Source organism: Amycolatopsis tolypomycina (assembly GCF_900105945.1).
Lineage (GTDB): Bacteria > Actinomycetota > Actinomycetes > Mycobacteriales > Pseudonocardiaceae > Amycolatopsis > Amycolatopsis tolypomycina.
Genome location: NZ_FNSO01000004.1, coordinates 225,020 through 248,779 on the forward strand (window position 1 = coordinate 225,020; position 23,760 = coordinate 248,779).

Here is a 23,760-nt window from a genome sequence, read left to right on the forward strand (position 1 = left end):
TCCCGGCGAGACTGCGGTGTCCCGGCCTTTCTTCACCCTGAGCTGTGCCGGGCCCGCTGTCCACCGGGAGGAGATGAGACACCGGTCACTCGGTCAGTCGGTGTCCTGCTTCAGGGCGGTGTCGATCGTCAGGGCCGCGGCGACCACCATGCTGGCGAGCGGATCGGGCAGCGGATGAGGGATTTCCACGACGTAGTTGTCCGCCGTGGTGAACGCGGCTTTGAGGAAGCCGCCCCAGGTCTTGGTCACCCGGGCGACCTCGGTGCCGGCGTGGTCGCGAATCGAGAAGTTCCAGGCGCGCCAGTTCTCGGCGAAGATCCCGCCGACCGAGCGGCCGTCGACGACGAAGCCGAACCGGATCTTGCCGAAGACGTTCTCCTGGACGATCTCGCCGATGGGGGTTTCGTCGGCCCTGGTGACCAGGAACCGCGATTTGAACACCTTCGCCGGCCGGGTCACCTTGAGCACGGTGCTGTGGTTGGCGTCGCGGACTTCGAACTTGTGGGTCAGGAACTGGTCGTAGTTGGTCAGGAGCCGGATCGCCTTCTTCAGCGTGCTCTGGCCCACCTCGACGACTCCGCCGAGCTGGTTGCCGTGCTGGTCGAAGACGCCGAACTCGTTGGCCATCTCGATCAGCTTGGCGCGCTGGTTGACCACGAGGACCGGCTCGGTGAACAGGGTCCCGCCCCCGGTGCGTGCGCCGCCTCGCCCGCGCGTCGCGCGATTGACCTGGCTTTGGATCCGCGCCGGGTCGTGGGCGCGTTCGATGTCCAGCTCGATCGGCTCGGAATCGCTGGTCGGCGTGGAGGGGTAAGCCGACCGGGTGTCGGCAGTCCAGGCCTGGCCGTCCCACCATCGGTGCAGACGGGGGTCCCGCGCGTCCGGATACCAGCCCGGCTGCGGTGGCGAACTCGTCATGACCGGTCAGCCTATCGCCGTGGACCCGTTCATGGTGCCACTGAAGGGAAATGCGGTATATGTCCGCATCTCGGCGCCCCGGGCGGGGCTCGCACTCGGGGGTCGACCAGAATCGGTGGTCGTGAGTGAGCGAATCTGGCCCAGCGGAGCCGCGACGGCGATCGGTTCGATGCCGGGCAATGATCCCGCCGAAGCAGCCGCCGTCGTGTTCGGTGAGCTGCCCGACTTTCCGCATCTGCCCGAGCTGCCGGCCCGCGGGGTTGGGGCGGACATGCTGGGCCGGACGGCCGCGCTGCTCGTCGACCTGGCCGTCGACGTCGTGCCGAGCGGCTACCGCGTTGCGTCCCGGCCCGGACACGAGCACCGTCGGGCTGTCGATCTGCTTCGCTGGGATCTCGACGCCGTGCAGGAGGCGCGGGAGAAGGCCGGGGTCACCCCGCCGGTGTTCAAGGTCCAGCTGGCCGGGCCGTGGACGCTCGGCGCGGGGATCGAGCTGCCCCGTGGGCATCGGGTGCTGACCGATCGCGGGGCATTGCGGGACTTCACGTCGTCGCTGTTGGACGGTCTGGCCGGGCACGTCGCGGAAGTGCAGGCCAGGACCGGCGCGCCGGTCGTCGTCCAGTTCGACGAGCCGTCCTTGCCCGCGGTCCTGGCCGGCGGTCTGTCGACGCCGTCCGGCTACGGGAGCGTCCCGGCGGTGCCGGAGCCCGAGGCCCGCCAGCTGCTCACCACCGTGATCGACGGCGCCCGGCGGATCACCGACCGCCCGGTGATCCTGCACTGCTGCGCGGCAAAACCGCCTCTGGGCATGCTGCGTGAGGCGGGTGCGGATGCCCTGGCCTTCGATATCGCCGCGCTCGACGGTGCTTCTGCGGCGTTCCTCGACGAGATCGGCGAAGTGTGGGACGGCGGGGCAACGCTGTTCCTGGGCGCGGTTCCGGCCACAGCGCCGGGTGGTTCGCCAACTCTGAAGGACGTCGGCGAGCCGGCGTTCCGGCTGGCCGACCGGCTCGGCTTCAACCGCAGCGTCCTGGCCGAACGGGCCGTGCCGACACCCGCCTGCGGCCTCGCCGGCGCGACGCCCGAATGGATGCGCCGCGCCCTGTCGCTGACGCGGGACCTCGGCAAAGCCTTCGTGGAGCCGCCGGAAGGCTGGTGACGGAATCCGGCAACTCGCCGACTTCCGCCTCGGCCGGCAAGTAGCGTTGTCGGGGTAGCCGACTGAACGAGGACCACCCGAAACCATGCGTCTTTTCCGTCGAAAGAGCACCGCTGCCGACCCGCCCGATCCGCGCACCGCGTGGCCCGAGCAGCCCGTTCCGGACGATCCGGCGGCCGCCGCGGAGGCGTTCTGGCACGGCTGGTTCGAGCTGCTCCCGATGGTCAGCGCGGCACTGGGCGAGGGTGAGCCACATCGGGTCGAGCACGAGCTGTGCCAGCTCGTCGAGGCGTTGCACCCGCGGCTGCACTTTTCGCTGGAGCGTGGTCGCCAGGCGATCTACGCGCTGGTCGTCACCGGTCAGGAAGACCCCGAGGTCCGGCCGTTCACCGACGCCTGGCGGGCCGCCGCGCCGCCGGACGACGCGATCTGGGAGTACCACGACTCGGTCCCGCCGGTGCCGGATCCGACCGAGGTCACCGTGAACCTCGGCGAGCACCGCATCGCCCTGGCCGATGTCCGGGTCGTCGCTCAGGTGGACGACGACGAGCACGTGGTCGACGTCGCCGTCTTCCACCCTCGCTTCGGCGACCTCGACGAGGCCACCCGGCGGACCATGACGTTCTTGCCGCTCGACGCGACATTGGGTGAACGGCTCGCCGCCGAACGGTTACGGCGCGTCGAGACAGCGGAGGCCGAACCGGCCGGGGCCATCACCCTTCTGGAGTTCCGCGAACTGGTCCGCGGACTGGACGGCGGACCGGACGAGATTGTCGGTACCGCCGACTAGGGTTACCACCCGTGAGCAGCACCGAACTTCCCCAGGATCAGGTCGCGGCGGTCGACTCCCCGGTGGCCGCGGAGGACGTCGCCGACGTTCCGGCCGACGTGCGCGAGCGGCACAACGCCCTCGCCGAGGAACTGCGCGACCACCAGTTCCGCTACTACGTCCTGGACTCGCCGATCATCTCCGACGGGCAGTTCGACGAGCTGCTGGGCGAACTGCAGCGGCTCGAGGACGAGCACCCGGCGCTGGTCACGCCCGAATCGCCGACCCAGCGGGTCGGCGGCACGTTCTCGACCGAGTTCACCGCGCACGACCACCTCGAGCGCATGCTCAGCCTGGACAACGTGTTCGACCGGGACGAGTTCCTGGCGTGGGTGGAACGCGTCGAGAAGGAGGTCGGGCGCACCGAGTTCCTGGCCGAGCTGAAGATCGACGGCCTGGCGATCAACCTGCTGTACGAACACGGCCACCTGACCCGGGCGCTCACGCGCGGCGACGGCAGGACGGGCGAGGACGTCACGCTCAACGTTCGGACGCTCGACCAGGTGCCCCAGACACTGACCGGCACCGATCAGTTTCCGGTACCTGCCCTGGTCGAGGTGCGTGGCGAGGTCTTCTTCCGCGTCGAAGACTTCCTCGAGCTGAACGCGAAGATGGTCGAAGCCGGCAAGCCGCCGTACGCGAATCCGCGCAATACCGCGGCCGGCTCGCTGAGGCAGAAGGATCCCAAGATCACGCGCGAGCGCCGGCTGCGGCTGATCTGCCACGGGCTCGGCAAGCGCGAAGGGTTCGAGCCCCAGCGCCAGTCGGAGGCGTACGACGCGCTGGCCGCGTGGGGGCTGCCGGTGTCGCCGCACAGCAAGGTCCTGACCTCGGCCGACGAACTGACCGCGCACATCGCCTACTGGGGCGAGCACCGGCACGACGCCGAGCACGAGATCGACGGCGTGGTCATCAAGGTCGACCAGGTGACCCTCCAGCGGCGGCTGGGTACGACGTCGCGCGCGCCTCGCTGGGCGATCGCGTACAAGTACCCGCCGGAAGAGGCGATCACCACGCTGCTGGACATCCAGGTCGGCGTTGGGCGGACCGGACGGGTGACCCCGTTCGCGGTCACCGAGCCGGTCACCGTCGCCGGGTCGACCGTGGCCAGGGCCACCCTCCACAACCAGGAGGAGGTCAAGCGCAAGGGGGTGCTCATCGGCGACCGGATCGTCATCCGGAAGGCCGGCGACGTCATCCCCGAGGTCCTCGGGCCGGTGGTGGACGCGCGCACGGGCGACGAGCGCGAGTTCGTCATGCCCACGCACTGCCCGGAATGCGGCACGGAGCTCGCCTACCAGAAGGAAGGCGACAAGGACATCCGCTGCCCGAACACCCGGTTCTGCCCCGCGCAGCTGCGGGAGCGCCTCTTCCACCTGGCCGGGCGCGGCGCGTTCGACATCGAGGTCCTCGGGTACGAGGCGGCGGTGGCGCTGCTCGACGCGCGGGTGGTCGCCGACGAGGGCGACGTCTTCGACCTCAACGAGGACAGCCTTGCCGAGGTCGAGCTGTTTCGCACCAAAGCCGGCGAGTTGTCGGCGAACGCGCGGAAGCTGCTCGCCAACCTCGACGCGGCGAAGGACCGGCCGTTGTGGAAGGTGCTCGTCGCCCTGTCGATCCGGCACGTCGGGCCGACCGCGGCGCAGGCGCTGGCCCGCGAGTTCGGTTCGATCGAACGGATCGAGCAGGCCACCGAGGAGGAGCTTTCGGCGGTCGACGGCGTCGGCCCGACCATCGCCCACGCGACGCAGGAGTGGTTCGACGTCGCTTGGCACCGGGAGATTGTCGAAAAGTGGCGACGTGCCGGCGTGCGGATGGAGGAGGAGCGCGACGAGTCGATCCCGCGCCACCTCGAGGGGCTGTCGATCGTGGTGACGGGCTCGCTCGAGGGCTTCTCCCGCGACGAGGCCAAGGAGGTCGTCATGGCCCGCGGCGGCAAGGCCGCCGGGTCGGTGTCGAAGAAGACCGCGTTCGTCGTCGTCGGCGACTCGCCTGGTTCGAAATACGACAAGGCGGTTCAGCTCAAGGTGCCGGTGCTCGACGAAGCCGGCTTCCGGGTCCTGCTGGAGCAGGGCCCCGACGCGGCGCGGGAGGTGGCGCTGCCGGCCGGCGACGAGACCGCCGAAGACGAGACTGGGGGAACGGATGAGTAATGTCGAGATCCGACCGCCGCGGCCCGAGGAGTACGCCGCGGCGGGCGAGGTCACGGTGCTGGCGTATGACGCCGACGGTCACCTGGCCGCCGACGTCGGCTACGACGCGGTGCTGCGTGACGTCGCGCGGCGGGTCGGGGAGGCCGAGGTCCTCGTCGCGGTGGACGGGACGGGGGAGGTGCTCGGCACGGTGACCATCGTGCACCCCGGGTCCGGGTACGCCGAGATTTCGCGCCCGGGCGAGCTGGAGTTCCGGATGCTGGCGGTGGCGCCGCCGGCGCGGGGCCGTGGGGTCGGCGAGGCCTTGATCAAGGCCGTGTTCGACCGCGCTCGCGCGTTGGGGCTCCCGAAGGTGGTGCTGAGCAGCCTCGACCGGATGCACAGCGCGCATCGGCTCTACGAGCGCCTCGGGTTCGCGCGCCTGCCGGAGCGGGACTGGCGGCCGTTCCCGCACGTCAGCCTGATCGCCTATCAGATCGACGTCTGACCTGGGCGTTGTCGAAAAGGGACGAGCCCGCACGGGCTCGTCCCTTCGGCGATGTTGCGGGTTTCTCGCTAGCCGTCGAGGACGACCGCGACGATGCCGGCGAGGTGGGCGAGCCGGGCGACCTCGGCGGCGCGGAAGTTCGGGCCGCCGGGGCGGGCGACCAGCAGGGCCTTGCCCGGCTTGCCGAGCGGGGTCGCGGCCAGCTCGGTGCCGAGCTCCTTCCACGTCTCCGGGATCCAGGCCTCTTCGCTGTCGAGAACGGTCGCACGTTCCAGCGGCAGCCACGGCAGGTCGGTGATCGGGGTCTCCGGGGCCGCGCTGGACGACGCCAGCCGGACCGCGCCGGTCTCGGAGTGCTCGACGATCATCGCCCAGCCGGCGCGCACGATGCGGGGAACGCCCTCGGCGAGGATGTCGAGGCCGGACTTCGGCTGCGCGGCGATTTCCTCGACGAGCTCGAGCTCGCGATGCGTGTCCAGGACGCCCGCGTACGGACGGACCGCGTCCACTTCGACACCCTCGACGCTTTCCGCCGCCGTGATCAGCGCGTCGGGCAGGCGGCCCGACGGGAGCTCGACCACCAGGTCGTCGACCGCGACTCCGCTGCCGCGCTCGACGACGTCCACGCTGAGGATGTCGGCGCCGACCGTGCCGAGCGCCGTGGCGACCGCGCCGAGGGTCCCCGGGCTGTCCGGAAGGAGGACCCGGATCAGGAACGACACCACGCGCCCCTCTCGCCTCTGGCGTCCCAGCCTTGCCGTGGGACGCTCGATGCCGGTCGCCGATTGTGACAGACCCGCCCGGCCCGCGGGACCTGCTGTCCGCCGGGCGGGATGTGAGCGTCGCCGGACGGCAGCCGGCCTGCGCCGGGCGTAACCCAGTCGAGTGCGCCCGCGCCGTCACCATAGACTTGCAGCTTCCGAGACAACCCGCACAGCACAACCCGGGAGTCACCCGCGTGCCCAACATTTCCCGAGACGAGGTCGCGCACCTCGCGAAGCTGGCCAGGCTGGCCGTGACCGACGACGAAATCGACGTCTTCGCCGGCCAGCTCGACCAGATCCTGGACTCGGTGGCCAAGGTGAGCGAGGTCGCCGCCGCCGACGTGCCGCCCACGTCGCACGCCGTGCCGCTGACGAACGTCTTCCGACAGGACGTTGTCGTCCCCGGGCTCACGCAGCAGCAGGCGCTGGCCGGGGCGCCGGCCGCCGAAGAGGGCCGTTTCCGGGTGCCGCGGATCCTGGGGGAAGAGCAGTGACCGAGCTCATCAAGCTGACCGCCGCCGAGCTGGCGGGCAAGATCCACGCGCGTGAGGTGTCCGCGGTCGAGGTCGCGCAGGCCCACCTGGACCGGATCGCCGAGGTCGACGACCACATCCACGCGTTCCTGCACGTCGACACCGAGGGTGCGCTGGCCGCGGCCAAGAAGGTCGACGAGGGGATCGCGGAGGGCAAGGCACCGGCGTCGCCGCTGGCCGGCGTGCCGCTCGCGCTCAAGGACGTGCTGACCACCGAGGGCGTGCCGACAACCTGTGGTTCGAAAACGCTCGAAGGCTGGATCCCGCCGTACGACGCCACCGTGACGCGCAAGCTGCGCGAGGCCGGTGTCGTCATCCTCGGCAAGACCAACATGGACGAGTTCGCCATGGGGTCCTCGACCGAGAACTCCGCGTACGGCCCGACGCACAACCCGTGGGACCACGCCCGCATCCCGGGCGGGTCGGGTGGTGGCTCGTCGGCGTCGATCGCGGCGTTCGAGGCCGCCATCGCCATCGGCACCGACACCGGCGGGTCGATCCGGCAGCCGGGGGCCGTGACCGGGACCGTCGGGGTCAAGCCGACCTACGGCGGGGTGTCGCGGTACGGGCTGGTCGCTTTTTCGTCATCGCTCGACCAGGCCGGGCCCTGTGCGCGGACGGTGCTCGACGCCGCCCTGCTGCACGAGGTCATCGCCGGGTACGACCCGCGGGACTCGACCTCCATCGACGCGCCGGTGCCACCGGTCGTCGCCGCCGCGCGCCAGGGTGCGAACGGTGACCTGAAGGGCGTCCGGGTCGGCGTCGTGAAGGAGTTCGGCGGGGATGGCTACCAGCCGGGCGTGCTGCGGTCGTTCCAGGCCGCGGTCGAGCAGCTGCGGGCGCTCGGTGCGGACGTCGTCGAGGTGTCTTGTCCGAATTTCGTCTACGCGCTGCCCGCGTACTACCTGATCGCGCCGAGCGAGTGCTCGTCGAACCTCGCGCGGTTCGACGCCATGCGCTACGGCCTGCGCGTCGCCGACGACGGCACGCACAGCGCCGAAGAGGTCATGTCGCTCACCCGCGAGAAGGGCTTCGGCGCCGAGGTCAAGCGGCGGATCATGCTGGGCACCTACGCGTTGTCGTCCGGCTACTACGACGCTTACTACGGTTCGGCGCAGAAGGTGCGCACGTTGATCACGCGCGACTTCGACGCCGCCTTCGAGCACGTCGATGTCCTCGTTTCGCCCACGACGCCGACCACGGCGTTCAAGATCGGCGAGCGTGTCGACGACCCGATGGCGATGTACCTCGCCGACCTGTGCACGATCCCGTCGAACCTCGCCGGCAACGCCGCCATGAGCGTGCCGAGCGGGCTGTCCGACGAGGACGGCCTGCCGGTCGGGCTGCAGATCATGGCCCCGGCCCTCGCCGACGACCGGCTCTACCGGGTCGGCGCCGCCTACGAGGCCGCCCGTGACGCCACGGCCGGCGGGGCGCTCATCCACAAGGTCCCGGAGCTGGGAGGAACGAAGTGACTGCCGTGGCCGAGTTGATGGACTACGCCGACGTCGTCGAGCGGTTCGACCCGGTGCTCGGGCTCGAGGTGCACGTCGAGCTGAACACGAACACGAAGATGTTCTGCGGCTGCCCGAACGAGTTCGGCGGCGAGCCGAACACCAAGGTCTGCCCGACCTGCCTGGGGCTGCCCGGGGCGCTGCCGGCCGTCAACGGCAAGGCCGTCGAGGGCGCGATCCGGATCGGCCTGGCGCTGAACTGCGAGATCGCCGAGTGGTGCCGGTTCGCCCGGAAGAACTACTTCTACCCGGACATGCCGAAGAACTTCCAGACGTCGCAGTACGACGAGCCGATCGCCTTCAACGGCTACCTCGACGTCACGCTCGACGACGGCGAGGTCGTGCGCGTGGAGATCGAGCGCGCGCACATGGAGGAGGACACCGGCAAGTCGCTGCACGTCGGTGGCGCCACCGGGCGGATCCACGGCGCCGAGCACTCGCTGCTCGACTACAACCGGGCCGGCGTCCCCCTGATCGAAATCGTGACGAAGCCGATCGAGGGCACCGGTGCGCGGGCGCCCGAGGTCGCGCGGGCGTACGTGAGCGCGCTGCGTGACCTGCTTCGCGCGCTCGACGTGTCCGACGTCCGGATGGACCAGGGCTCGCTGCGGTGCGACGCGAACGTCTCGCTGATGGCCAAGGACGCGACCGAGTTCGGGACGCGGACCGAGACGAAGAACGTCAACTCGCTGCGCAGCGTCGAGCGCGCCGTCCGCTACGAGATGACGCGGCAGGCCGCGATCCTCGCCGAGGGCGGTTCGATCAAGCAGGAGACGCGGCACTTCCAGGAGGCCGACGGCACCACGTCGTCGGGCCGGACCAAGGAGACCGCGGAGGACTACCGGTACTTCCCGGAGCCCGATCTGGTCCCGATCGCGCCGTCGCGCGAGTGGGTCGAACAGCTGCGCGGGACGCTGCCGGAGATGCCCGAGGAGCGGCGGAAGCGGATCCAGCAGGAATGGTCACTTTCCGACGAAGCCCTGCGTGACCTGCTGAACGTCGGCGCCGTCGACCTCGTCGCGGCGACCGTCGAGGCCGGTGCGTCGCCGGATGACGCCCGGGGCTGGTGGGTCAACACCCTGGCTCAGGAAGCCAACGCCCGCGAGGTGGAGCTGGCCGAGCTGGCGATCACCCCGGGCCAGGTGGCCGAGGTGATCGGGCTGGTGACGTCCGGCGAGCTGACGAACAAGCTCGCCAAAGAGGTCGTCCAGGGCGTGCTCGCCGGCGAGGGTGAGCCGCGCGAGGTCGTCGAGAAGCGCGGGCTGAAGGTCGTCTCGGACGACTCGGCGCTGCTCGCCGCGATCGACGAGGCCCTCGCGGCGCAGCCGGACGTCGCGGACAAGATCCGCGGCGGGAAGGTCGCCGCGGCGGGGGCGATCGTCGGTGCGGTCATGAAGGCGACCAAGGGGCAGGCCGATGCCAAGCGGGTCCGTGAGCTGATCATCGAGCGTGTCGGTTCCTGACCGTTTTCATGACACAGCCGTTTTCCGTCAAAAGCGTCACCTGGCGCGAGTGGCTCGGCCTGGCGGCCGGGCTGCTCGCGCTGGGCTCGACGTTCCTGCCGTGGATCACGCTGACGGCCACCAAGCCGGACATCGAGGACATCCTCGCGCAGCTGCCGCAGAGTGACGTCGTCCGGGACGCGTGGCACTCGAGCTTCTTCGCCTGGTGCCCGCCGCTGCCGTTGCTGCTGGCCGGGTTGGCCGTGGTCTTTTTCGGGCGAATCCGGAACCTGCGGGTCAGCGGCCTGCCGCACCTGTGGCTGGTCGTCGCCGCGGCGTCGCTGCTGCTGATGGCGCTGGGCTGGCTGACCTTGGACTGGGAGTTCGACGCCGACCAGCGCGGCATCTTCGAGGCGGCCGGGGTCGCCATCGGACCGGGCTTCGGCCGGTTCTTCGGGTTGTTCGCGGCGCTGGTGTCCGGCGTTGTCGCTTTCTTGGACGTGCGGGCCATGCGGGCCGAGAGCCGGCAGTCGCGGAAGAGCCGCAGCAAGAGCTCTTGATCTTCGCGGGCGCCGTCCGGGTGCTTCGGTAAGAGTCCTGCCGCGGGAGAATTTCCGACCGGGTGCCCGGGGCGTCCGACCGGTGGATCGCGGTCGTTGACAACGTTGACATCGCCGTCGCCCGTTGCATGAGAAAGCGCTTTCTGGAACGGTCGGAGAGGCGCAGCCCGGCCGTTGAGGTCGCCGTCCCCCGTGGCGGACGGGCGGCGCGGATCGGTGCTGCTGGGGCGCCGGAGCCGAGGAGGGAGACCGGGTGGCCGTGGGAAAGCGCTTGCGGGTGGCCGTCGTCGGAACCGGCGCCATCGCGGAAAGCCACCGGACCGCATACGAGGCTCATCGCGAGGACGTCGACATCGTGGCTGCCGTCGACGTCGACGAGGCGCGTGTCGCCGCCTTTTGTGCCGAAACCGACCACGCCAAGCCCTACCTCGACCTCGGCGCTCTGCTCGCCGAGCAGGAACCGGACCTCGTCTCGATCTGCACGCCGCCGAGCCTGCACGTCGAGCAGACCAAGCAGGCGCTCGAGAGCGGCGCGTGGGTCTGGTGCGAGAAGCCGCCGTGCCGGTCGCTTGCCGAATACGACGAGATGACCGTTGCCGAACGGGACGGCGGGCCGTATGTCGCCTTCGTCTACCAGCAGCGGTCCGGTTCGGCCGCCGCGCACTTCCGGGAGTTGCTCGCCGGTGGGGAACTGGGACGCCCGCTCGTCGCGCACTGCCAGACCACCTGGTACCGCGATGCCGCCTACTACGCGGTGCCGTGGCGCGGGCGCTGGGAGACCGAGGGCGGCGGGCCGGCCATGGGGCATGGCATCCACCAGATGGATCTGCTGCTCGACCTGCTCGGCGAGTGGGCCGAGGTGCGTGCGATGACCGCCCGGCTGGTGCACGACGTCGAGACCGAAGACGTCTCCACCGCGCTGGTCCGGTTCGAGTCGGGGGCGCTCGCGACCGTCGTCAACAGCGTCCTCTCGCCGGACGAGGTGAGCCGGATCCGGATCGACTGCGAACGCGCCACCGCGGAGCTCACCCACCTCTACGGCCACGGCGTCAAGGACTGGCGCTACACGCCGGCGCCGCACGTCGCCGGGGAGGCCGTCGAACGGTGGCACACTCCGCCCGCCGACCTCGGCAGTTCGCACGCCGCCGCCTTCACGCCGATCCTCGCCGCCTTCCGAGCCGGGCGGCGGCCGCCGTGCAGCGGGGACGACGGGCGGCGGGTGCTCGAGTTCATCGCCGCGCTCTACAAGTCCGCGGCCACCGGGCTCGGTGTGCGCCGCGGGGAAATCGGGCCGGGTGATCCCTTCTACCGCTCCATGGCGGGCGACCGGGCAGGAGGCCGCGGATGAGCGCGACCATCACGGTGACCCACCGGTACGGCGAACGTGTGTCCGTCGAGGCGGGCGGCGTCGAGCTGATGTCCTATGTGTACAAGCCCGATCCGGTGGCCTTCGAGTCGCGCAAGCCCTACGTCCACCCGCTGCGGACCCTCGGCGGCCGGCCCGTCAGCGGGTACCGGCCCGCCGACCACCGGTGGCACAAGGGCCTGCAGATGACGTCGAGCCACCTGTCCGGCCAGAACTTCTGGGGCGGCCACACCTACGTCCCCGGCGACTGGTACCAGGACCTGCCCGACCGGATCGGGTCCATGCGGCACGACGAGTTCGCTGCCTTCACCGTCGAACACGATCGGCTGAACTTCACCGAGAACCTCACCTGGGTCGCCAACGGCGGCGAAGAATGGGCTCGGGAGCGACGTGACATCGCCGTCCATTCCGTCGAGCCGGACGGCGGATCCTGGGCGCTTGACTGGGCGATCGAGCTGACCAACGTCCGTGACGTCCCGCTCGTGTTCGGCAGCCCGACCACCGCCGGTCGGGAGCTGGCCGGCTACACCGGCCTGCACTGGCGAGGGCCGCGGGACTTCGGTGGCGGCCAGGTGCTCGGGCCCGGCGACCTCGAGGGCGAGGCGATGATGGGCGCGCAGGCGCCGTGGCTCGCGTTCGTCGGCGAGCACGACGACGTCGACGGGCACTCGACGCTCCTCTTCGCGCACGCGCCCGAGAACGACAAGGCGATCCACGAATCGCACTGGTTCGTCCGCTCCGGGGACCAGCCCATGGTCGCCTTCTCGTGGGCGTTTTTTGACGAATTCGAACTGCCGCCGGGCGAGAGCTTCGCCTACCGGTACCGGATCGTCGTCGCCGACGGGGCCTGGGACCGCGACCGGGTGACCCGCTACCTCGACGGGCACGGCTGGTCATGACCGACTTTCCGCTCCCGGGTGGCGTCGGCCTCTCCCACCTTCGTGCCTACGACTGGGCCGCCGAGGACGGCGTCTGCGGCGGCAGCCCGCACGTCCACCTCGCCTGCACCGAGGCCTACGTCGTCACCGGCGGCCGGGGCGCAGTCCAGACACTGAGCGCCGGCGGTTACGCCGAGACGGCGCTGGAAGCCGGCGTCGTCGCGTGGTTCACACCCGGCACCGTGCACCGGATGGTGCAGGACGACGGCCTGCGCGTCACGGTCCTCATGCAGAACAGCGGGCTGCCGGAGGCGGGGGACGCCGTCTTCACGTTCCCGCCGGACGTGCTCGCCGACCCGGCCGCCTACGCCGAGGCCGCGGCGTTGCCGAAAACCGACCACGCCGCTCGACAGCGCCGTGACCTGGCGATTCGCGGGTACCTGCCGCTGCGTGACGCGCTGCGGGACGGCGATCCGGAGCCGCTGCGGGCGTTCCACCGGGCGGCCGTCGCGCTCGTCGCGCCGAAGGTCGCAGAGTGGGTACCGCGCTGGCGGGCCGGGGCGTTGCGGGCCGCCGAGCTGACCGGTGCGCACCTCAAGGCGCTCGCCGACGGCGACGGGAGCCACCTCGAGGAGTCCGGGCTGCGGGTCGCGACGCCGTCGAACCCGGATGGCTACGGCATGTGCGGTCGCCGCACCGAATACGACATCCCGCTCGACCAGGAAGGCCTGCAGAGATGAACCAGTCCAGCATCGGAGTGCTGCTCAACGGGGTGACGGGCCGGATGGGTTACCGGCAGCACCTGCTCCGGTCAGTCCTGGCGATCCGCGAGCAGGGCGGCGTCGCCCTGCCGGACGGCAGCCGCGTGCAGCTCGAGCCGATCCTCGCCGGGCGCAGCGCCGCCAAACTCAAGGACCTCGCCGACCGGCACGGCCTCACGGCGTGGACCACCGACGCCGATTCCGCGCTGCAGGACGTCGACATCTACTTCGACGCGCAGCTGACGTCGGCGCGCGAGCCGTCGGTGCGGGCGGCGATCGCCGCGGGCAAGCACATCTACGCCGAGAAGCCGCTCGCCGAGACGCTGCCCGCGGCGCTGGAGCTGGCCGGCCTGGCGCGTGACGCCGGGATCTGCCACGGCGTCGTGCACGACAAGCTGTTCCTGCCCGGGCTGCTGAAGCTGCGGCGACTGGTCGACGGCGGCTTCTTCGGCCGGATCCTGTCGGTGCGCGGCGAATTCGGCTACTGGGTCTTCGAGGGCGACTGGCAGGAGGCGCAGCGCCCGAGCTGGAACTACCGCGCCGAGGACGGCGGCGGGATCGTCCTCGACATGTTCTGCCACTGGAACTACGTGCTCGAGAACCTCTTCGGCCGCGTGTCGGCGGTGACGGCGAAGGCGGTGACGCACATCCCGCGCCGCTGGGACGAGCAGGGTGAGGCGTACGCGGCGACAGCGGACGACGCCGCGTACGGCATCTTCGAGCTCGAGTCGGGGGTCATCGCGCAGATCAACTCGTCGTGGTCGACGCGGGTTTTCCGTGACGAGCTGGTCGAGTTCCAGGTCGACGGCACCGAGGGCAGCGCGGTCGCCGGGTTGCGGCGCTGCCGTGTCCAGCACCGCTCGGCGACGCCGAAGCCGGTCTGGAACCCGGACCTGCCGGCCACCGAGCCCTTCCGCGACCAGTGGCAGGAAGTGCCGGACAACGCCGAGTTCGACAACGGCTTCAAGGCGCAGTGGGAGGAGTTCGTGCGGGACGTCGTCGCCGGGCGGCAGCACCGGTACGACTTCTTCTCGGCCGCCCGGGGGCTGCAGGTGGCGGAGGCCGGGCTGACGTCGTCGGCCGAAGGGCGGCGGGTGGAGCTGAAGCCGCTGGCCTGAGTCGGGCCGGTTTCCCGGCTCCGGGTGACGGCCCGGAGCCGGCCAGCTCATGGGGGCCTCGACGCGGTGGTTTGTAGCGCCGGCGTGATCGGCCGGCACCCGGAAGCCCGCTGACGAAGTTCGGCCGGCGGGTTCAGTCCTTGCCGTTGCCGCCGCCGGAGGTGGCCGGGGTGATCAGCACGACGCGGTCGTCGCTGGAGACCGGGGCGCCGCCGTCCTTGTTGACCGTGCCCGCGACCGCCAGCTGCGGGTTGATCATGCTCATGCCGGCCAGCCGGCCGTACGTGACCGGCGGTTTGCCGGTCTTCCCGTCGAGGCTCACCGTCGGCTTGCCGCTGATCGCGCCGTCCGGACCCACCGGCAGGTTCTGCAGGCTGCCGGCCAGCGACGTGCCGATCGAGAGCGCGCCGTTGGCGTCGACGAAGTCCGCGCAGCCCGCGACACCCGGCTTGTCCGGCCACGTCCACGCCGGCGTCGTCAGCGGCTGGCCCACCTGCACGCGGTAGAGGGCGTCCTTGTCGGGGAGCCGGTCGGTGACCCAGACGCGGCCGCCGTCGGCCGACGCGCACACGCCGCCCGGCGCGTGCAGGCCCGCCGCCACCACGAGCGAGCCGTTCGGGTTCCCCGCCGGTGCCTTGCCGGAGGTGTCGATCCGCAGCAGCTTCCCGGCGAGGGAGTTCGGGTCGGCCGCGGCGTTCGGGTTGCCCGCGTCGCCGGTCGCGACCAGCAACGCGCCGCGGTTGTCGGTGCCGATCGTGCCGCGGTTGCCCGTCGCGCCCTTCGGGATGCCGGTGAGCACCGGTTTCGGCGCCTGGCCCTGGGCGAACCGCACGACGCGGTTGTCGGTCGCGGTCGTGATGTAGGCGAACACCAGCTGGTCTTCGACGTACGACGGCGAGAGCGCGAGGCCGGTCAGGCCGCCGTCGCCGTCCGCCTTGACGTCCAACTTTGCGAAGTCCGTCGCGTCCTTGCCGCCCGTGGCGAGCAGGACGCGGCCGCTCTTGCGCTCGCCGGCCAGTGCGCTCGGCGTCGAGCCGTCACCCGGCAGGCCGGCCACCGCGGCGACGGTGTCCAGGCAGGTCGCGATCACCGACGGGTCGAAGTCCTTGCAGCCCTGCGGCGGTGGCACCGGCGCGGCCGTCTGGCCGGGCCGCGCCTGCTTGGGGTCGCTGCCGGAGTCCGCGCCGGGGCCCTGGACCTCCGGCGGCGACTCGGGGCTCGGCACGGGGGCGGGGCTGAACGTCTGGCCCGCCGCGGTGTCGTCGAACCGCGCACACCCCGCGGGCAGCAGGACGCCGCAGGCCAAGATCGCCAGCAGGGCCGAGCGGTACCGGGTGCGCATGATCCCCCAGCCTAGGCGCCGGTGCGTGAACCATGGGTGAGTACTCCTCGATTACGTTGGAGATCATGACGCTGACCGTGCTGGTGCCCGACGACGAGGGCATGAACGTGCTCGCCGAGGTCCCGCGGGTCCTGCCCGTGCGCTACCAGTGGGGCGAGCCGGTGCCGCCCGAGGCCGCGAAGGCGCAGGTGCTGATCCCCGGCAAGCACCCGCCGGGCGAGCAGCTGTGGCGCGTGCTGCCGAACCTGAAGCTGATCCAGCTGCTGTCCGCCGGCGCCGAGGACTGGGTCGGCAAGGTGCCCGACGGCGTCCTGCTCTCCACCTGCCGCGGCGCGCACGGCGGGAGCACCGCCGAGTGGGTCGTCGCCGCGCTGCTGTCGATCTACCGGAAGCTGGACGTCTTCGCCGCGGCACAGCGCGAAGGGCGTTGGGAGCGGCAGACGGCGGACACCCTGCAGGGCAAGCGCGTGCTCGTCATCGGCGCCGGCGACCTCGGACGGCACCTGCGCCGGCGGCTGGAGCCGTTCGACGCGCGCTGCACGATGGTCGGGATGACCGCGCGGGAGGGCGTGCACGGCGTCCGCGAGCTGCCCGGGCTGCTCGAACTGCACGACGTCGTGGTGCTGATGGTGCCGCTGACGTCCCGCACGCGCGGGATGGTGGACGCGGAGTTCCTGGCCCGGATGCGGGACGGGGCGGTGCTGGTCAACGTCTCGCGCGGCGCCGTCGTGGACACCGGCGCTCTGGTCGCCGAGCTGACCACGGGCCGGCTGCGGGCCGCCCTGGACGTCACGGACCCGGAGCCGCCGCCCGCCGGGCACCCGCTGTGGACGGTGCCGGGCTTGCTGCTGACGCCGCACGTCGGCGGGGCGGTGCGCGGGGTCCGGGGGCGTTCGTATGCGGTTGCCGCGGCCGAGATCGCGCGGTACGCCGGCGGGGAGCTGCCGGACAACCTGGTGCACGGCGAATACTGAGCTCGCCAGGCCAGCGGGATTCCCCTAACCTGCGCGGGTGAGCAGTGGAGACGACTTTTCGCAGCAGCCCACCAGCCTCCTGTCGGGCGTCGAGGACGATCGGTCGGACGACACGCCGCGGCAGGGCGGGCTCGGCTTCGGCCTGCTGATCCTGCGGCTGGCGCTCGGCGTGACCATGGGCGCGCACGGTCTGCAGCACCTGTTCGGCCTGTTCGGCGGGCCGGGCATCGGCGGGTTCGCGCGGGTGCTGGAGACGTTCGGCTACCACAAGCAGACGACGCTGCTGTCGTGGATCACGGGCATCACCGAGGTGGGCGGCGGGGTGCTGGTGATCGTCGGGCTGTTCACGCCGCTGGCCGCGGCCGGGCTGCTCGGGGTGGCGGCGAACGCGGTGTACGCGAAGTTCCACGGCGGGTTCTTCGAGGGTTCCGGGCAGGGGTTCGAGTTCGAGCTGCTGCTGGGGGCGGTGGCGTTGAGCCTGCTGTTCACCGGGGCGGGGACGGTTTCGCTGGAGCGGAACACTCCGTGGCGGAAGCGGCCGTTGCCGTTGGGGCTGGTGTCGTTGTTGTTGGCTGCCGCGGCGACCGTGGTGGTCATCGTTTTGACGCGGTAGGGCTGGGGACAACTCGGCGGGTCGGGTCGCGGTTGTGGACAACTGCGGTGCGAGGAGCCGGAACTGTCGGTGGCCGCGAGTAACGTTGAAATCGGGGGTCCCCCGAGCGGCCGGGGTGCGGTGGCAAGGAAAAGGCCGCCCCGGCGAACCGGGACGGCCTCCTCGAAAAGTGCCGAAACCTACTTGTTCACGTCCCGCACCGCGCCCGTGTCCGCCGATGTTGCCATCCGGGCGTACGCGCGCAGGGCCGCCGTCACTGGGCGCTGGCGGTCCTTCGGCTGCCACGGGCGCTCCGATGCCTCCATCTTCGCGCGGCGCTCGGCCAGGATCTCCGGGGACACCAGCAGCTCCAGCCGGCGCTCGTGGATGTCCAACAGGATCCGGTCGCCGTTCTCCACCAGGCCGATCAGGCCGCCTGCCGCCGCCTCGGGGGAGATGTGGCCCACCGAAATGCCCGATGAGCCGCCCGAAAAGCGGCCGTCCGTGATCAGGGCGCACTTCTTGCCGAGGCCTGAGCCCTTCAGGAATGCCGTCGGGTGGAGCATTTCCTGCATGCCCGGGCCGCCCGCCGGGCCCTCGTAGCGGATCACCAGGACCTCGCCCGGCTGGATCTCCTTCTTCAAGATCGCCGAGACCGCTTCCTCCTGGCTCTCCAGCACGCGGGCCGGGCCCTCGAAGTGCCACAGGTCCTCGTCGATGCCCGCGGCCTTGATCACCGCGCCGTTCTCCGCGAGGTTGCCGCGGAGGATCGCCAGGCCGCCGTCCTTCGTGTACGCGTGCTCGACGTCGCGGATGCAGCCCTCCGCGGCGTCGGTGTCCAGGGACGACCAGCGGTTCGACGTCGAGAACGCCTGCGTCGTGCGCACCCCGCCCGGCGCCGCGTGGAAGAGCTCCAGAGCCTCGGCAGAAGGCGAAGCGGCCCGGATGTCCCACGCAGAAAGCCACGACGAGAGATCCGGCGAGTGCACCGACCACACGTCCGTGTTGAGCAGGCCGCCGCGGTAGAGCTCGCCCAGGATCGCCGGGATTCCGCCCGCGCGGTGGACGTCCTCCATGTGGTAGTCCGAGTTCGGCGCCACCTTCGACAGGCACGGCACGCGGCGGCCGATCGCGTCGATGTCGGCGATCGTGAAGTCGACCTCGCCCTCCTGGGCGGCCGCCAGGATGTGCAGCACCGTGTTCGTCGAACCGCCCATCGCCATGTCGAGGGCCATCGCGTTCTCGAACGCCGCCTTCGACGCGATCGAGCGCGGCAGGACCGAGGCGTCGTCCTCCTCGTACCAGCGCTTGCACAGCTCGACGACCGTGCGGCCGGCCTCCTCGAACAGCGCGCGCCGCGCCGCGTGCGTTGCCAGCGTGGAGCCGTTGCCCGGCAGCGACAAGCCGAGGGCCTCGGTGAGGCAGTTCATCGAGTTCGCCGTGAACATGCCGGAGCACGAACCGCACGTCGGGCAGGCCGAGCGCTCGACGACCGCCAGCCCGTCCTCGTCGACCTCGGGGCTCGCCGACGCCGCGATCGCCGTGATCAGGTCGGTCGGGGCCTGGGCGACGCCACCGACGACGACCGCCTTGCCTGCCTCCATCGGGCCGCCCGAGACGAACACCACCGGGATGTTCAGGCGCATCGCCGCGTTGAGCATGCCCGGGGTGATCTTGTCGCAGTTGGAGATGCACACCAGGGCGTCGGCCTGGTGCGCGTTGACCATGTACTCCACCGAGTCGGCGATGATCTCGCGCGAAGGCAGCGAGTAGAGCATGCCTGAGTGGCCCATCGCGATGCCGTCGTCGACGGCGATCGTGTGGAACTCGCGCGCGACGCCGCCCGCTTCCTTGACCGCGTCCGCGACGATCTCGCCGAGGTCCTTCAGGTGCACGTGGCCCGGCACGAACTGCGTGTAGGAGTTGGCGATCGCGACGATCGGCTTGCCGAAGTCGCTGTCGGTCATGCCCGTGGCGCGCCAGAGCGAGCGCGCGCCCGCCGCGTTGCGGCCGTGGGTGGTGGTCCGGGAACGGAGAGGCGGCACGGGAACTCCCAGGTCAAAGGGTGGCCGGCGAAACTGGTCCTACCAATTTACGCGGCTGGTCGCACCCGGCCCGACGCGGGGTTACTCGGCGGACGGCTTGATGTCCTCGGCGGCCAGCTGCCCGCTCGGGTCCGCGACCAGGCCCTCGCTGACCAGCGACAGCACCGGCAGGTGCCGGGTCCGCACGGTCGGCAGTGGCACCTTCGTGTCGTCCTGCAGCACCGCCTGCACGCGCGCCTTCTTCGTGATCGCGAGCCCCTTCAGCGCCGACCACGGGATGTCGCGGTGGCCGAACATCGTGCGGACCGCCAGCCCCGAGCGCGTCGCGACCGTGCGGTGGCGGATCACGAACACCGTCAGCGCGATCGGGAAGACGTAGAGCCACTGCAGGTACGGGATCTCCCCGAGCGCGATCGGCGTCACGCAGATCGTCAGGAGGGCGATCGCCATGAAGGACGTGCGGGGGACGCGGAAGACGGCCTTCCGGCCTTCGTCCTGCTGTTTTTCGGCCACCCCGAAATGGTGCACCGCGCGCACCGCCGGCTCGGACCCGGGGCTCGCCGGTGTGACCCACGTCCACGATGCGGACACGCCATCCCGCAGAGTTGACACCCGCGGGGCGTTCGGTCTAGCGTCATCGCCGTGACACCGCTGACCGGCCTCGTACTTCCCAAGCGCGTCGACGCTTAGGGAAGACTTTCCGCTGCGTCGACGCGCGAACCCTCGTGCGACCTTACGGTCGGCGAGGGTTTTTTGTTGCCCTAGGGAAGCAATTCCCCGCCCCACCGCACCAATCGAGCTCCAAAAAGACCCGAACGAGTGACACCGAGACCCACGAGGCAGATCCGATGACCAGTGCGACGTCGCGCAGCGACGCGAAGCCCGGGCCGACGCCCGGAACGCCCGGAGCACGTCCGAAGCCGGCCCCACCGGCGGGAACGCCGGTGCGCGTCACCGGCGCGCAGTCCCTCGTGCGCTCGCTCGAGGCCGTCGGCGCCGAGGTGGTCTTCGGGATTCCGGGCGGTACCATCCTGCCCGCCTACGACCCGCTGCTCGACTCGACGAAGGTCCGCCACGTCCTGGTCCGCCACGAGCAGGGCGCCGGCCACGCCGCCACCGGGTACGCGCAGGCCACCGGCAAGGTCGGCGTCTGCATGGCGACGTCGGGCCCGGGCGCGACCAACCTGGTCACCCCGCTCGCCGACGCGAACATGGACTCGGTCCCGGTGGTGGCCATCACCGGCCAGCAGTCCCGCGCGCTGATCGGCACCGACGCGTTCCAGGAAGCCGACATCTGCGGCATCACCATGCCGATCACCAAGCACAACTTCCTCGTCACGGACCCCGCGGACATCCCGCGGACCATCGCCGAGGCGTTCCACCTCGCCGCGACCGGCCGGCCCGGCCCGGTCCTGGTGGACATCCCCAAGGACGTGCTGCAGGAGATGACCTCGTTCTCCTGGCCGACGGAGCTGCGCCTCCCGGGTTACCGCCCGACGCTGCGCCCGCACGGCAAGCAGGTCCGCGAAGCCGCGAAGCTGATCGCGAAGTCGCGGCGCCCGGTGCTCTACGTCGGCGGCGGTGTCATCAAGGCCGAGGCGCACGAGCAGCTGAAGCAGCTCGCCGAGCTGACGAACATCCCCGTCGTCACCACGCTGATGGCGCGCGGCGCGTTCCCCGACTCGCACCCGCAGCACCTCGGCATGCCGGGCATGCACGGCTCGGTCGCCGCGGTCGCCGCGATGCAGCGCGCCGACCTGCTGATCGCGCTCGGTGCCCGGTTCGACGACCGGGTCACCGGCCAGCTGTCCTCGTTCGCGCCGGACGCCGCCATCGTGCACGCCGACATCGACCCGGCCGAGATCTCCAAGAACCGCAAGGCCGACGTCCCGATCGTGGGCGACTGCAAGGAGATCATCGGCGAGCTGATCACCGCCGTCACCACGGAGTTCGAGCACGGCGGCAAGCCGGACCTCGCCGACTGGTGGACCCAGGCCGACGACTGGCGCAAGACCTACCCGGCCGGTTACGAGTGGCCCGACGACGGTTCGCTGTCGCCGCAGTACGTCATCGAGCGGATCGGCGAGCTCGTCGGCCCGGACGCCGTCTACGCCGCCGGTGTCGGCCAGCACCAGATGTGGGCCGCGCAGTTCGTCAAGTACGAGAACCCGCGCACCTGGATCAACTCCGGCGGCCTCGGCACCATGGGCTACGCGGTGCCCGCCGCGATGGGCGCGCAGTTCGGCGTGCCGGACAAGCCGGTGTGGGCGATCGACGGCGACGGCTGCTTCCAGATGACCAACCAGGAGCTGGCCACCTGCGCCATCGAGGGCGCGCCGATCAAGGTCGCCGTCATCAACAACGGCAACCTGGGCATGGTCCGGCAGTGGCAGAACCTCTTCTACTCGGAGCGGTACTCCAACACCGACCTCGGCACGCACAAGCACCGCATCCCGGACTTCGTGCTGCTGGCCGAGGCGCTGGGCTGCGCCGGCCTGCGGTGCGAGACGAAGGAAGACGTCGACGCCACCATCCGCCGCGCGATGGAAATCAACGACCGCCCCGTCGTGATCGACTTCGTCGTGGGGAAGGATGCCCAGGTGTGGCCGATGGTCGCCGCGGGCACCGGCAACGACGAGATCATGGCGGTCCGGGGCATTCGGCCGCTGTTCGACGACGACGAGGTCTCGGTCGAGACGATCAAGGAAGACACAGTCGCCGCGGAAGCCACCGGAGAGGGTGAGCGCTGAGATGAGCGTCCACACGCTGAGTGTCCTGGTCGAGAACAAGCCCGGTGTGCTCGCGCGCGTTTCGGGCCTGTTCTCCCGCCGCGGGTTCAACATCGAGTCCCTCGCCGTCGGGCCCACGGAAAACCCCGAGGTGTCCCGCATGACGATCGTGGTCGCCGTGGAAGAGCTACCGCTCGAACAGGTGACGAAGCAGCTCAACAAGCTGGTCAACGTGATCAAGATCGTCGAGCTGGAGCAGTCGACCGCCGTGCAGCGCGAACTGCTGCTGGTGAAGGTGCGCGCCGACAACACCGTGCGCAGCCAGGTCCTCGAAACCGTCCAGCTCTTCCGGGCCAAGGTGGTGGACGTCTCTCCCGAGGCACTCACCGTCGAGGCCACCGGGACGTCCGACAAGATCGGTGCGTTGCTGCGGATGCTGGAGCCGTATGGCATCCGCGAACTCGTGCAGTCCGGCATGGTCGCGGTCGGGCGTGGCGCCCGGTCCATCACCGCGACCTCCCCGCGCTAAAAGCAAGTAAGTCAGGAAAGGAAGCAGTACCCCCATGGCAGTGGAAATCTTCTACGACGACGACGCCGACCTCTCGATCATCCAGGGGCGCAAGGTCGCTGTCATCGGCTACGGCAGCCAGGGCCACGCCCACTCGCTGAGCCTGCGCGACTCCGGCGTCGACGTCCGCATCGGCCTGCCCGAGGGGTCCAAGTCGCGGGCGAAGGCCGAGGAGCAGGGCCTGCGCGTGCTCACCCCGGCCGAGGCCTCGGCCGAGGCCGACCTGATCATGATCCTGGCGCCGGACACCAAGCAGCGCCACATCTACGAGCAGGACATCGCGCCGAACCTCAAGGACGGCGACGCCCTCTTCTTCGGGCACGGCTTCAACATCCGCTACGACCTGATCAAGCCGCCGTCCAACGTCGACGTCGCCATGGTCGCCCCGAAGGGCCCGGGCCACCTGGTCCGCCGCCAGTTCGTCGACGGCAAGGGCGTCCCGGCGCTCATCGCCGTGGAGCAGGACGCCACCGGCAACGCGCAGGCGCTCGCGCTCTCCTACGCGGCCGCCATCGGTGGCGCCCGCGCCGGCGTCATCAAGACGACGTTCACCGAGGAGACCGAGACCGACCTCTTCGGCGAGCAGGCCGTGCTCTGCGGTGGCGCGTCCGCGCTGGTGCAGACCGGGTTCGAGGTGCTCACCGAGGCCGGCTACGCCCCGGAGATCGCCTACTTCGAGGTGCTGCACGAGCTGAAGCTGATCGTCGACCTCATGTACGAGGGCGGCATCGCGCGCCAGCGCTACTCGATCTCCGACACCGCCGAGTACGGCGACCTGACCCGCGGCCCGCGCGTCATCTCGCCGGCGGTCAAGGAGGAGATGAAGAAGATCCTCGGCGAGATCCAGGACGGCACGTTCGCCCGCGAATGGGTCGCCGAGGACGAGGCCGGCCGGCCGAACTTCACCAAGCTCGAGGAGCAGGGCAACCAGCACCCGATCGAGGAGACCGGCAAGAAGCTCCGCGGCCTGATGTCGTGGGTGGACCGGCCGATCACCGAGACCGCCTGACCTTCTTTCCGATAACACA

At 70.7% G+C, this 23,760-nt stretch carries 22 protein-coding genes; 17 read left to right on the forward strand and 5 right to left on the reverse strand.

Translation table 11 applies throughout. From position 1 onward, the window contains the following. Positions 1-93: 93 nt before the first annotated feature. Positions 94-918, reverse strand: a complete 825-nt coding sequence (locus tag BLW76_RS11685) for an LURP-one-related family protein (RefSeq protein WP_091306229.1) — start codon at positions 916-918, stop codon at positions 94-96. 121 nt (positions 919-1,039) lie between these two features. Between BLW76_RS11685 and BLW76_RS11690 the strand changes: the two genes are divergently transcribed. The 4 genes from BLW76_RS11690 to BLW76_RS11705 all read left to right on the forward strand — a co-directional run bounded on the left by BLW76_RS11690 (position 1,040) and on the right by BLW76_RS11705 (position 5,546). After that, entirely contained in the window at positions 1,040-2,077 is a 1,038-nt protein-coding gene (locus BLW76_RS11690) for a methionine synthase (RefSeq protein WP_091319301.1), read from the forward strand. An 85-nt stretch (positions 2,078-2,162) separates the two neighbouring features. Next, positions 2,163-2,867, forward strand: coding sequence for a hypothetical protein (locus BLW76_RS11695; RefSeq protein WP_091306230.1), 705 nt, complete (start codon positions 2,163-2,165; stop codon positions 2,865-2,867). An 11-nt stretch (positions 2,868-2,878) separates the two neighbouring features. Next, positions 2,879-5,059 carry an NAD-dependent DNA ligase LigA gene (ligA, locus tag BLW76_RS11700; protein WP_091306232.1) on the forward strand — a complete coding sequence of 727 codons (2,181 nt, stop codon included), beginning with the start codon at positions 2,879-2,881 and terminating at the stop codon, positions 5,057-5,059. Further along, positions 5,052-5,546, forward strand: coding sequence for a GNAT family N-acetyltransferase (locus tag BLW76_RS11705; protein ID WP_091306233.1), 495 nt, complete (start codon positions 5,052-5,054; stop codon positions 5,544-5,546). Before ligA ends, BLW76_RS11705 begins: the two co-directional genes overlap by 8 nt. A gap of 68 nt (positions 5,547-5,614) precedes the next feature. On the opposite strand, the gene BLW76_RS11710 is transcribed toward BLW76_RS11705, so the two are convergent. After that, complete coding sequence (locus BLW76_RS11710; protein WP_043781008.1) at positions 5,615-6,268, reverse strand: ACT domain-containing protein; 654 nt, start codon at positions 6,266-6,268, stop codon at positions 5,615-5,617. Positions 6,269-6,504: 236 nt separating this feature from the next. Between BLW76_RS11710 and gatC the strand changes: the two genes are divergently transcribed. The 8 genes from gatC (at position 6,505) to BLW76_RS11750 (ending at position 14,482) form a co-directional block, all read left to right on the forward strand. Further along, positions 6,505-6,804, forward strand: a complete 300-nt coding sequence (gene gatC, locus BLW76_RS11715) for an Asp-tRNA(Asn)/Glu-tRNA(Gln) amidotransferase subunit GatC (protein ID WP_043780795.1) — start codon at positions 6,505-6,507, stop codon at positions 6,802-6,804. Next, the gene (gene gatA / locus BLW76_RS11720; RefSeq protein ID WP_091306235.1) at positions 6,801-8,318 is read left to right on the forward strand and encodes an Asp-tRNA(Asn)/Glu-tRNA(Gln) amidotransferase subunit GatA; all 1,518 of its coding nucleotides are present in this window, start codon (positions 6,801-6,803) and stop codon (positions 8,316-8,318) included. Before gatC ends, gatA begins: the two co-directional genes overlap by 4 nt. Continuing rightward, entirely contained in the window at positions 8,315-9,820 is a 1,506-nt protein-coding gene (gene gatB, locus BLW76_RS11725) for an Asp-tRNA(Asn)/Glu-tRNA(Gln) amidotransferase subunit GatB (protein ID WP_091306236.1), read from the forward strand. Before gatA ends, gatB begins: the two co-directional genes overlap by 4 nt. A gap of 8 nt (positions 9,821-9,828) precedes the next feature. After that, entirely contained in the window at positions 9,829-10,359 is a 531-nt protein-coding gene (locus BLW76_RS11730; protein ID WP_091306238.1) for a hypothetical protein, read from the forward strand. Between the two features lie 253 nt (positions 10,360-10,612). After that, positions 10,613-11,707 (forward strand): Gfo/Idh/MocA family protein, encoded by a 1,095-nt coding sequence (locus BLW76_RS11735; protein ID WP_244170138.1) that lies wholly within the window; start codon positions 10,613-10,615, stop codon positions 11,705-11,707. Continuing rightward, entirely contained in the window at positions 11,704-12,624 is a 921-nt protein-coding gene (locus tag BLW76_RS11740) for a DUF6807 domain-containing protein (RefSeq protein ID WP_091306241.1), read from the forward strand. Before BLW76_RS11735 ends, BLW76_RS11740 begins: the two co-directional genes overlap by 4 nt. Beyond that, the gene (locus BLW76_RS11745; RefSeq protein ID WP_091306242.1) at positions 12,621-13,343 is read left to right on the forward strand and encodes a cupin domain-containing protein; all 723 of its coding nucleotides are present in this window, start codon (positions 12,621-12,623) and stop codon (positions 13,341-13,343) included. Before BLW76_RS11740 ends, BLW76_RS11745 begins: the two co-directional genes overlap by 4 nt. Beyond that, the gene (locus BLW76_RS11750; RefSeq protein WP_091306244.1) at positions 13,340-14,482 is read left to right on the forward strand and encodes a Gfo/Idh/MocA family protein; all 1,143 of its coding nucleotides are present in this window, start codon (positions 13,340-13,342) and stop codon (positions 14,480-14,482) included. Before BLW76_RS11745 ends, BLW76_RS11750 begins: the two co-directional genes overlap by 4 nt. A gap of 133 nt (positions 14,483-14,615) precedes the next feature. Here the strand turns inward: BLW76_RS11750 and BLW76_RS11755 are convergent, their stop codons facing one another. Continuing rightward, a complete protein-coding gene (locus BLW76_RS11755) occupies positions 14,616-15,824 on the reverse strand; it encodes a PQQ-dependent sugar dehydrogenase (RefSeq protein ID WP_091306245.1) in 1,209 nt (402 codons plus the stop codon). Between the two features lie 65 nt (positions 15,825-15,889). On the opposite strand from BLW76_RS11755, the gene BLW76_RS11760 reads away from it, so the two are divergent. Together BLW76_RS11760 and BLW76_RS11765 are read left to right on the forward strand one after the other, a co-directional pair. Further along, complete coding sequence (locus tag BLW76_RS11760) at positions 15,890-16,798, forward strand: 2-hydroxyacid dehydrogenase (protein ID WP_167384579.1); 909 nt, start codon at positions 15,890-15,892, stop codon at positions 16,796-16,798. A gap of 37 nt (positions 16,799-16,835) precedes the next feature. After that, on the forward strand, positions 16,836-17,411 hold the full coding sequence (locus BLW76_RS11765) for a DoxX family membrane protein (protein ID WP_091306248.1): 576 nt from the start codon (positions 16,836-16,838) through the stop codon (positions 17,409-17,411). 179 nt (positions 17,412-17,590) lie between these two features. Here the strand turns inward: BLW76_RS11765 and ilvD are convergent, their stop codons facing one another. Both ilvD and BLW76_RS11775 read right to left on the reverse strand, forming a co-directional pair. After that, positions 17,591-19,435, reverse strand: a complete 1,845-nt coding sequence (gene ilvD, locus BLW76_RS11770) for a dihydroxy-acid dehydratase (RefSeq protein ID WP_091306250.1) — start codon at positions 19,433-19,435, stop codon at positions 17,591-17,593. Between the two features lie 81 nt (positions 19,436-19,516). Next, positions 19,517-19,948, reverse strand: coding sequence for a PH domain-containing protein (locus BLW76_RS11775; protein WP_208613270.1), 432 nt, complete (start codon positions 19,946-19,948; stop codon positions 19,517-19,519). A 335-nt stretch (positions 19,949-20,283) separates the two neighbouring features. Between BLW76_RS11775 and BLW76_RS11780 the strand changes: the two genes are divergently transcribed. Genes BLW76_RS11780 through ilvC form a run of 3 tightly spaced genes read left to right on the forward strand, consistent with a single transcriptional unit; the run spans position 20,284 to position 23,741 of the window. Then, entirely contained in the window at positions 20,284-22,185 is a 1,902-nt protein-coding gene (locus BLW76_RS11780) for an acetolactate synthase large subunit (RefSeq protein ID WP_167384580.1), read from the forward strand. 1 nt (position 22,186) lies between these two features. Continuing rightward, on the forward strand, positions 22,187-22,693 hold the full coding sequence (ilvN, locus tag BLW76_RS11785) for an acetolactate synthase small subunit (protein ID WP_003080760.1): 507 nt from the start codon (positions 22,187-22,189) through the stop codon (positions 22,691-22,693). Positions 22,694-22,727: 34 nt separating this feature from the next. Next, positions 22,728-23,741: a ketol-acid reductoisomerase gene (gene ilvC, locus BLW76_RS11790; RefSeq protein WP_091306255.1), complete on the forward strand. Its 1,014-nt coding sequence runs from the start codon at positions 22,728-22,730 to the stop codon at positions 23,739-23,741. Positions 23,742-23,760: the final 19 nt, after the last annotated feature.

Excerpts from the sequence above, each read along its gene's own strand:
- BLW76_RS11685 (WP_091306229.1), bottom strand. The coding sequence starts at position 918 with ATGACGAGTTCGCCACCGCAGCCGGGCTGGTATCCGGACGCGCGGGAC.
- BLW76_RS11695 (WP_091306230.1), top strand. The coding sequence starts at position 2,163 with ATGCGTCTTTTCCGTCGAAAGAGCACCGCTGCCGACCCGCCCGATCCG.
- BLW76_RS11705 (WP_091306233.1), top strand. The coding sequence starts at position 5,052 with ATGAGTAATGTCGAGATCCGACCGCCGCGGCCCGAGGAGTACGCCGCG.
- BLW76_RS11730 (WP_091306238.1), top strand. The coding sequence starts at position 9,829 with ATGACACAGCCGTTTTCCGTCAAAAGCGTCACCTGGCGCGAGTGGCTC.
- BLW76_RS11740 (WP_091306241.1), top strand. The coding sequence starts at position 11,704 with ATGAGCGCGACCATCACGGTGACCCACCGGTACGGCGAACGTGTGTCC.
- BLW76_RS11745 (WP_091306242.1), top strand. The coding sequence starts at position 12,621 with ATGACCGACTTTCCGCTCCCGGGTGGCGTCGGCCTCTCCCACCTTCGT.
- BLW76_RS11750 (WP_091306244.1), top strand. The coding sequence starts at position 13,340 with ATGAACCAGTCCAGCATCGGAGTGCTGCTCAACGGGGTGACGGGCCGG.
- BLW76_RS11755 (WP_091306245.1), bottom strand. The coding sequence starts at position 15,824 with ATGCGCACCCGGTACCGCTCGGCCCTGCTGGCGATCTTGGCCTGCGGC.
- BLW76_RS11760 (WP_167384579.1), top strand. The coding sequence starts at position 15,890 with ATGACGCTGACCGTGCTGGTGCCCGACGACGAGGGCATGAACGTGCTC.
- BLW76_RS11780 (WP_167384580.1), top strand. The coding sequence starts at position 20,284 with ATGACCAGTGCGACGTCGCGCAGCGACGCGAAGCCCGGGCCGACGCCC.
- ilvN (WP_003080760.1), top strand. The coding sequence starts at position 22,187 with ATGAGCGTCCACACGCTGAGTGTCCTGGTCGAGAACAAGCCCGGTGTG.
- ilvC (WP_091306255.1), top strand. The coding sequence starts at position 22,728 with ATGGCAGTGGAAATCTTCTACGACGACGACGCCGACCTCTCGATCATC.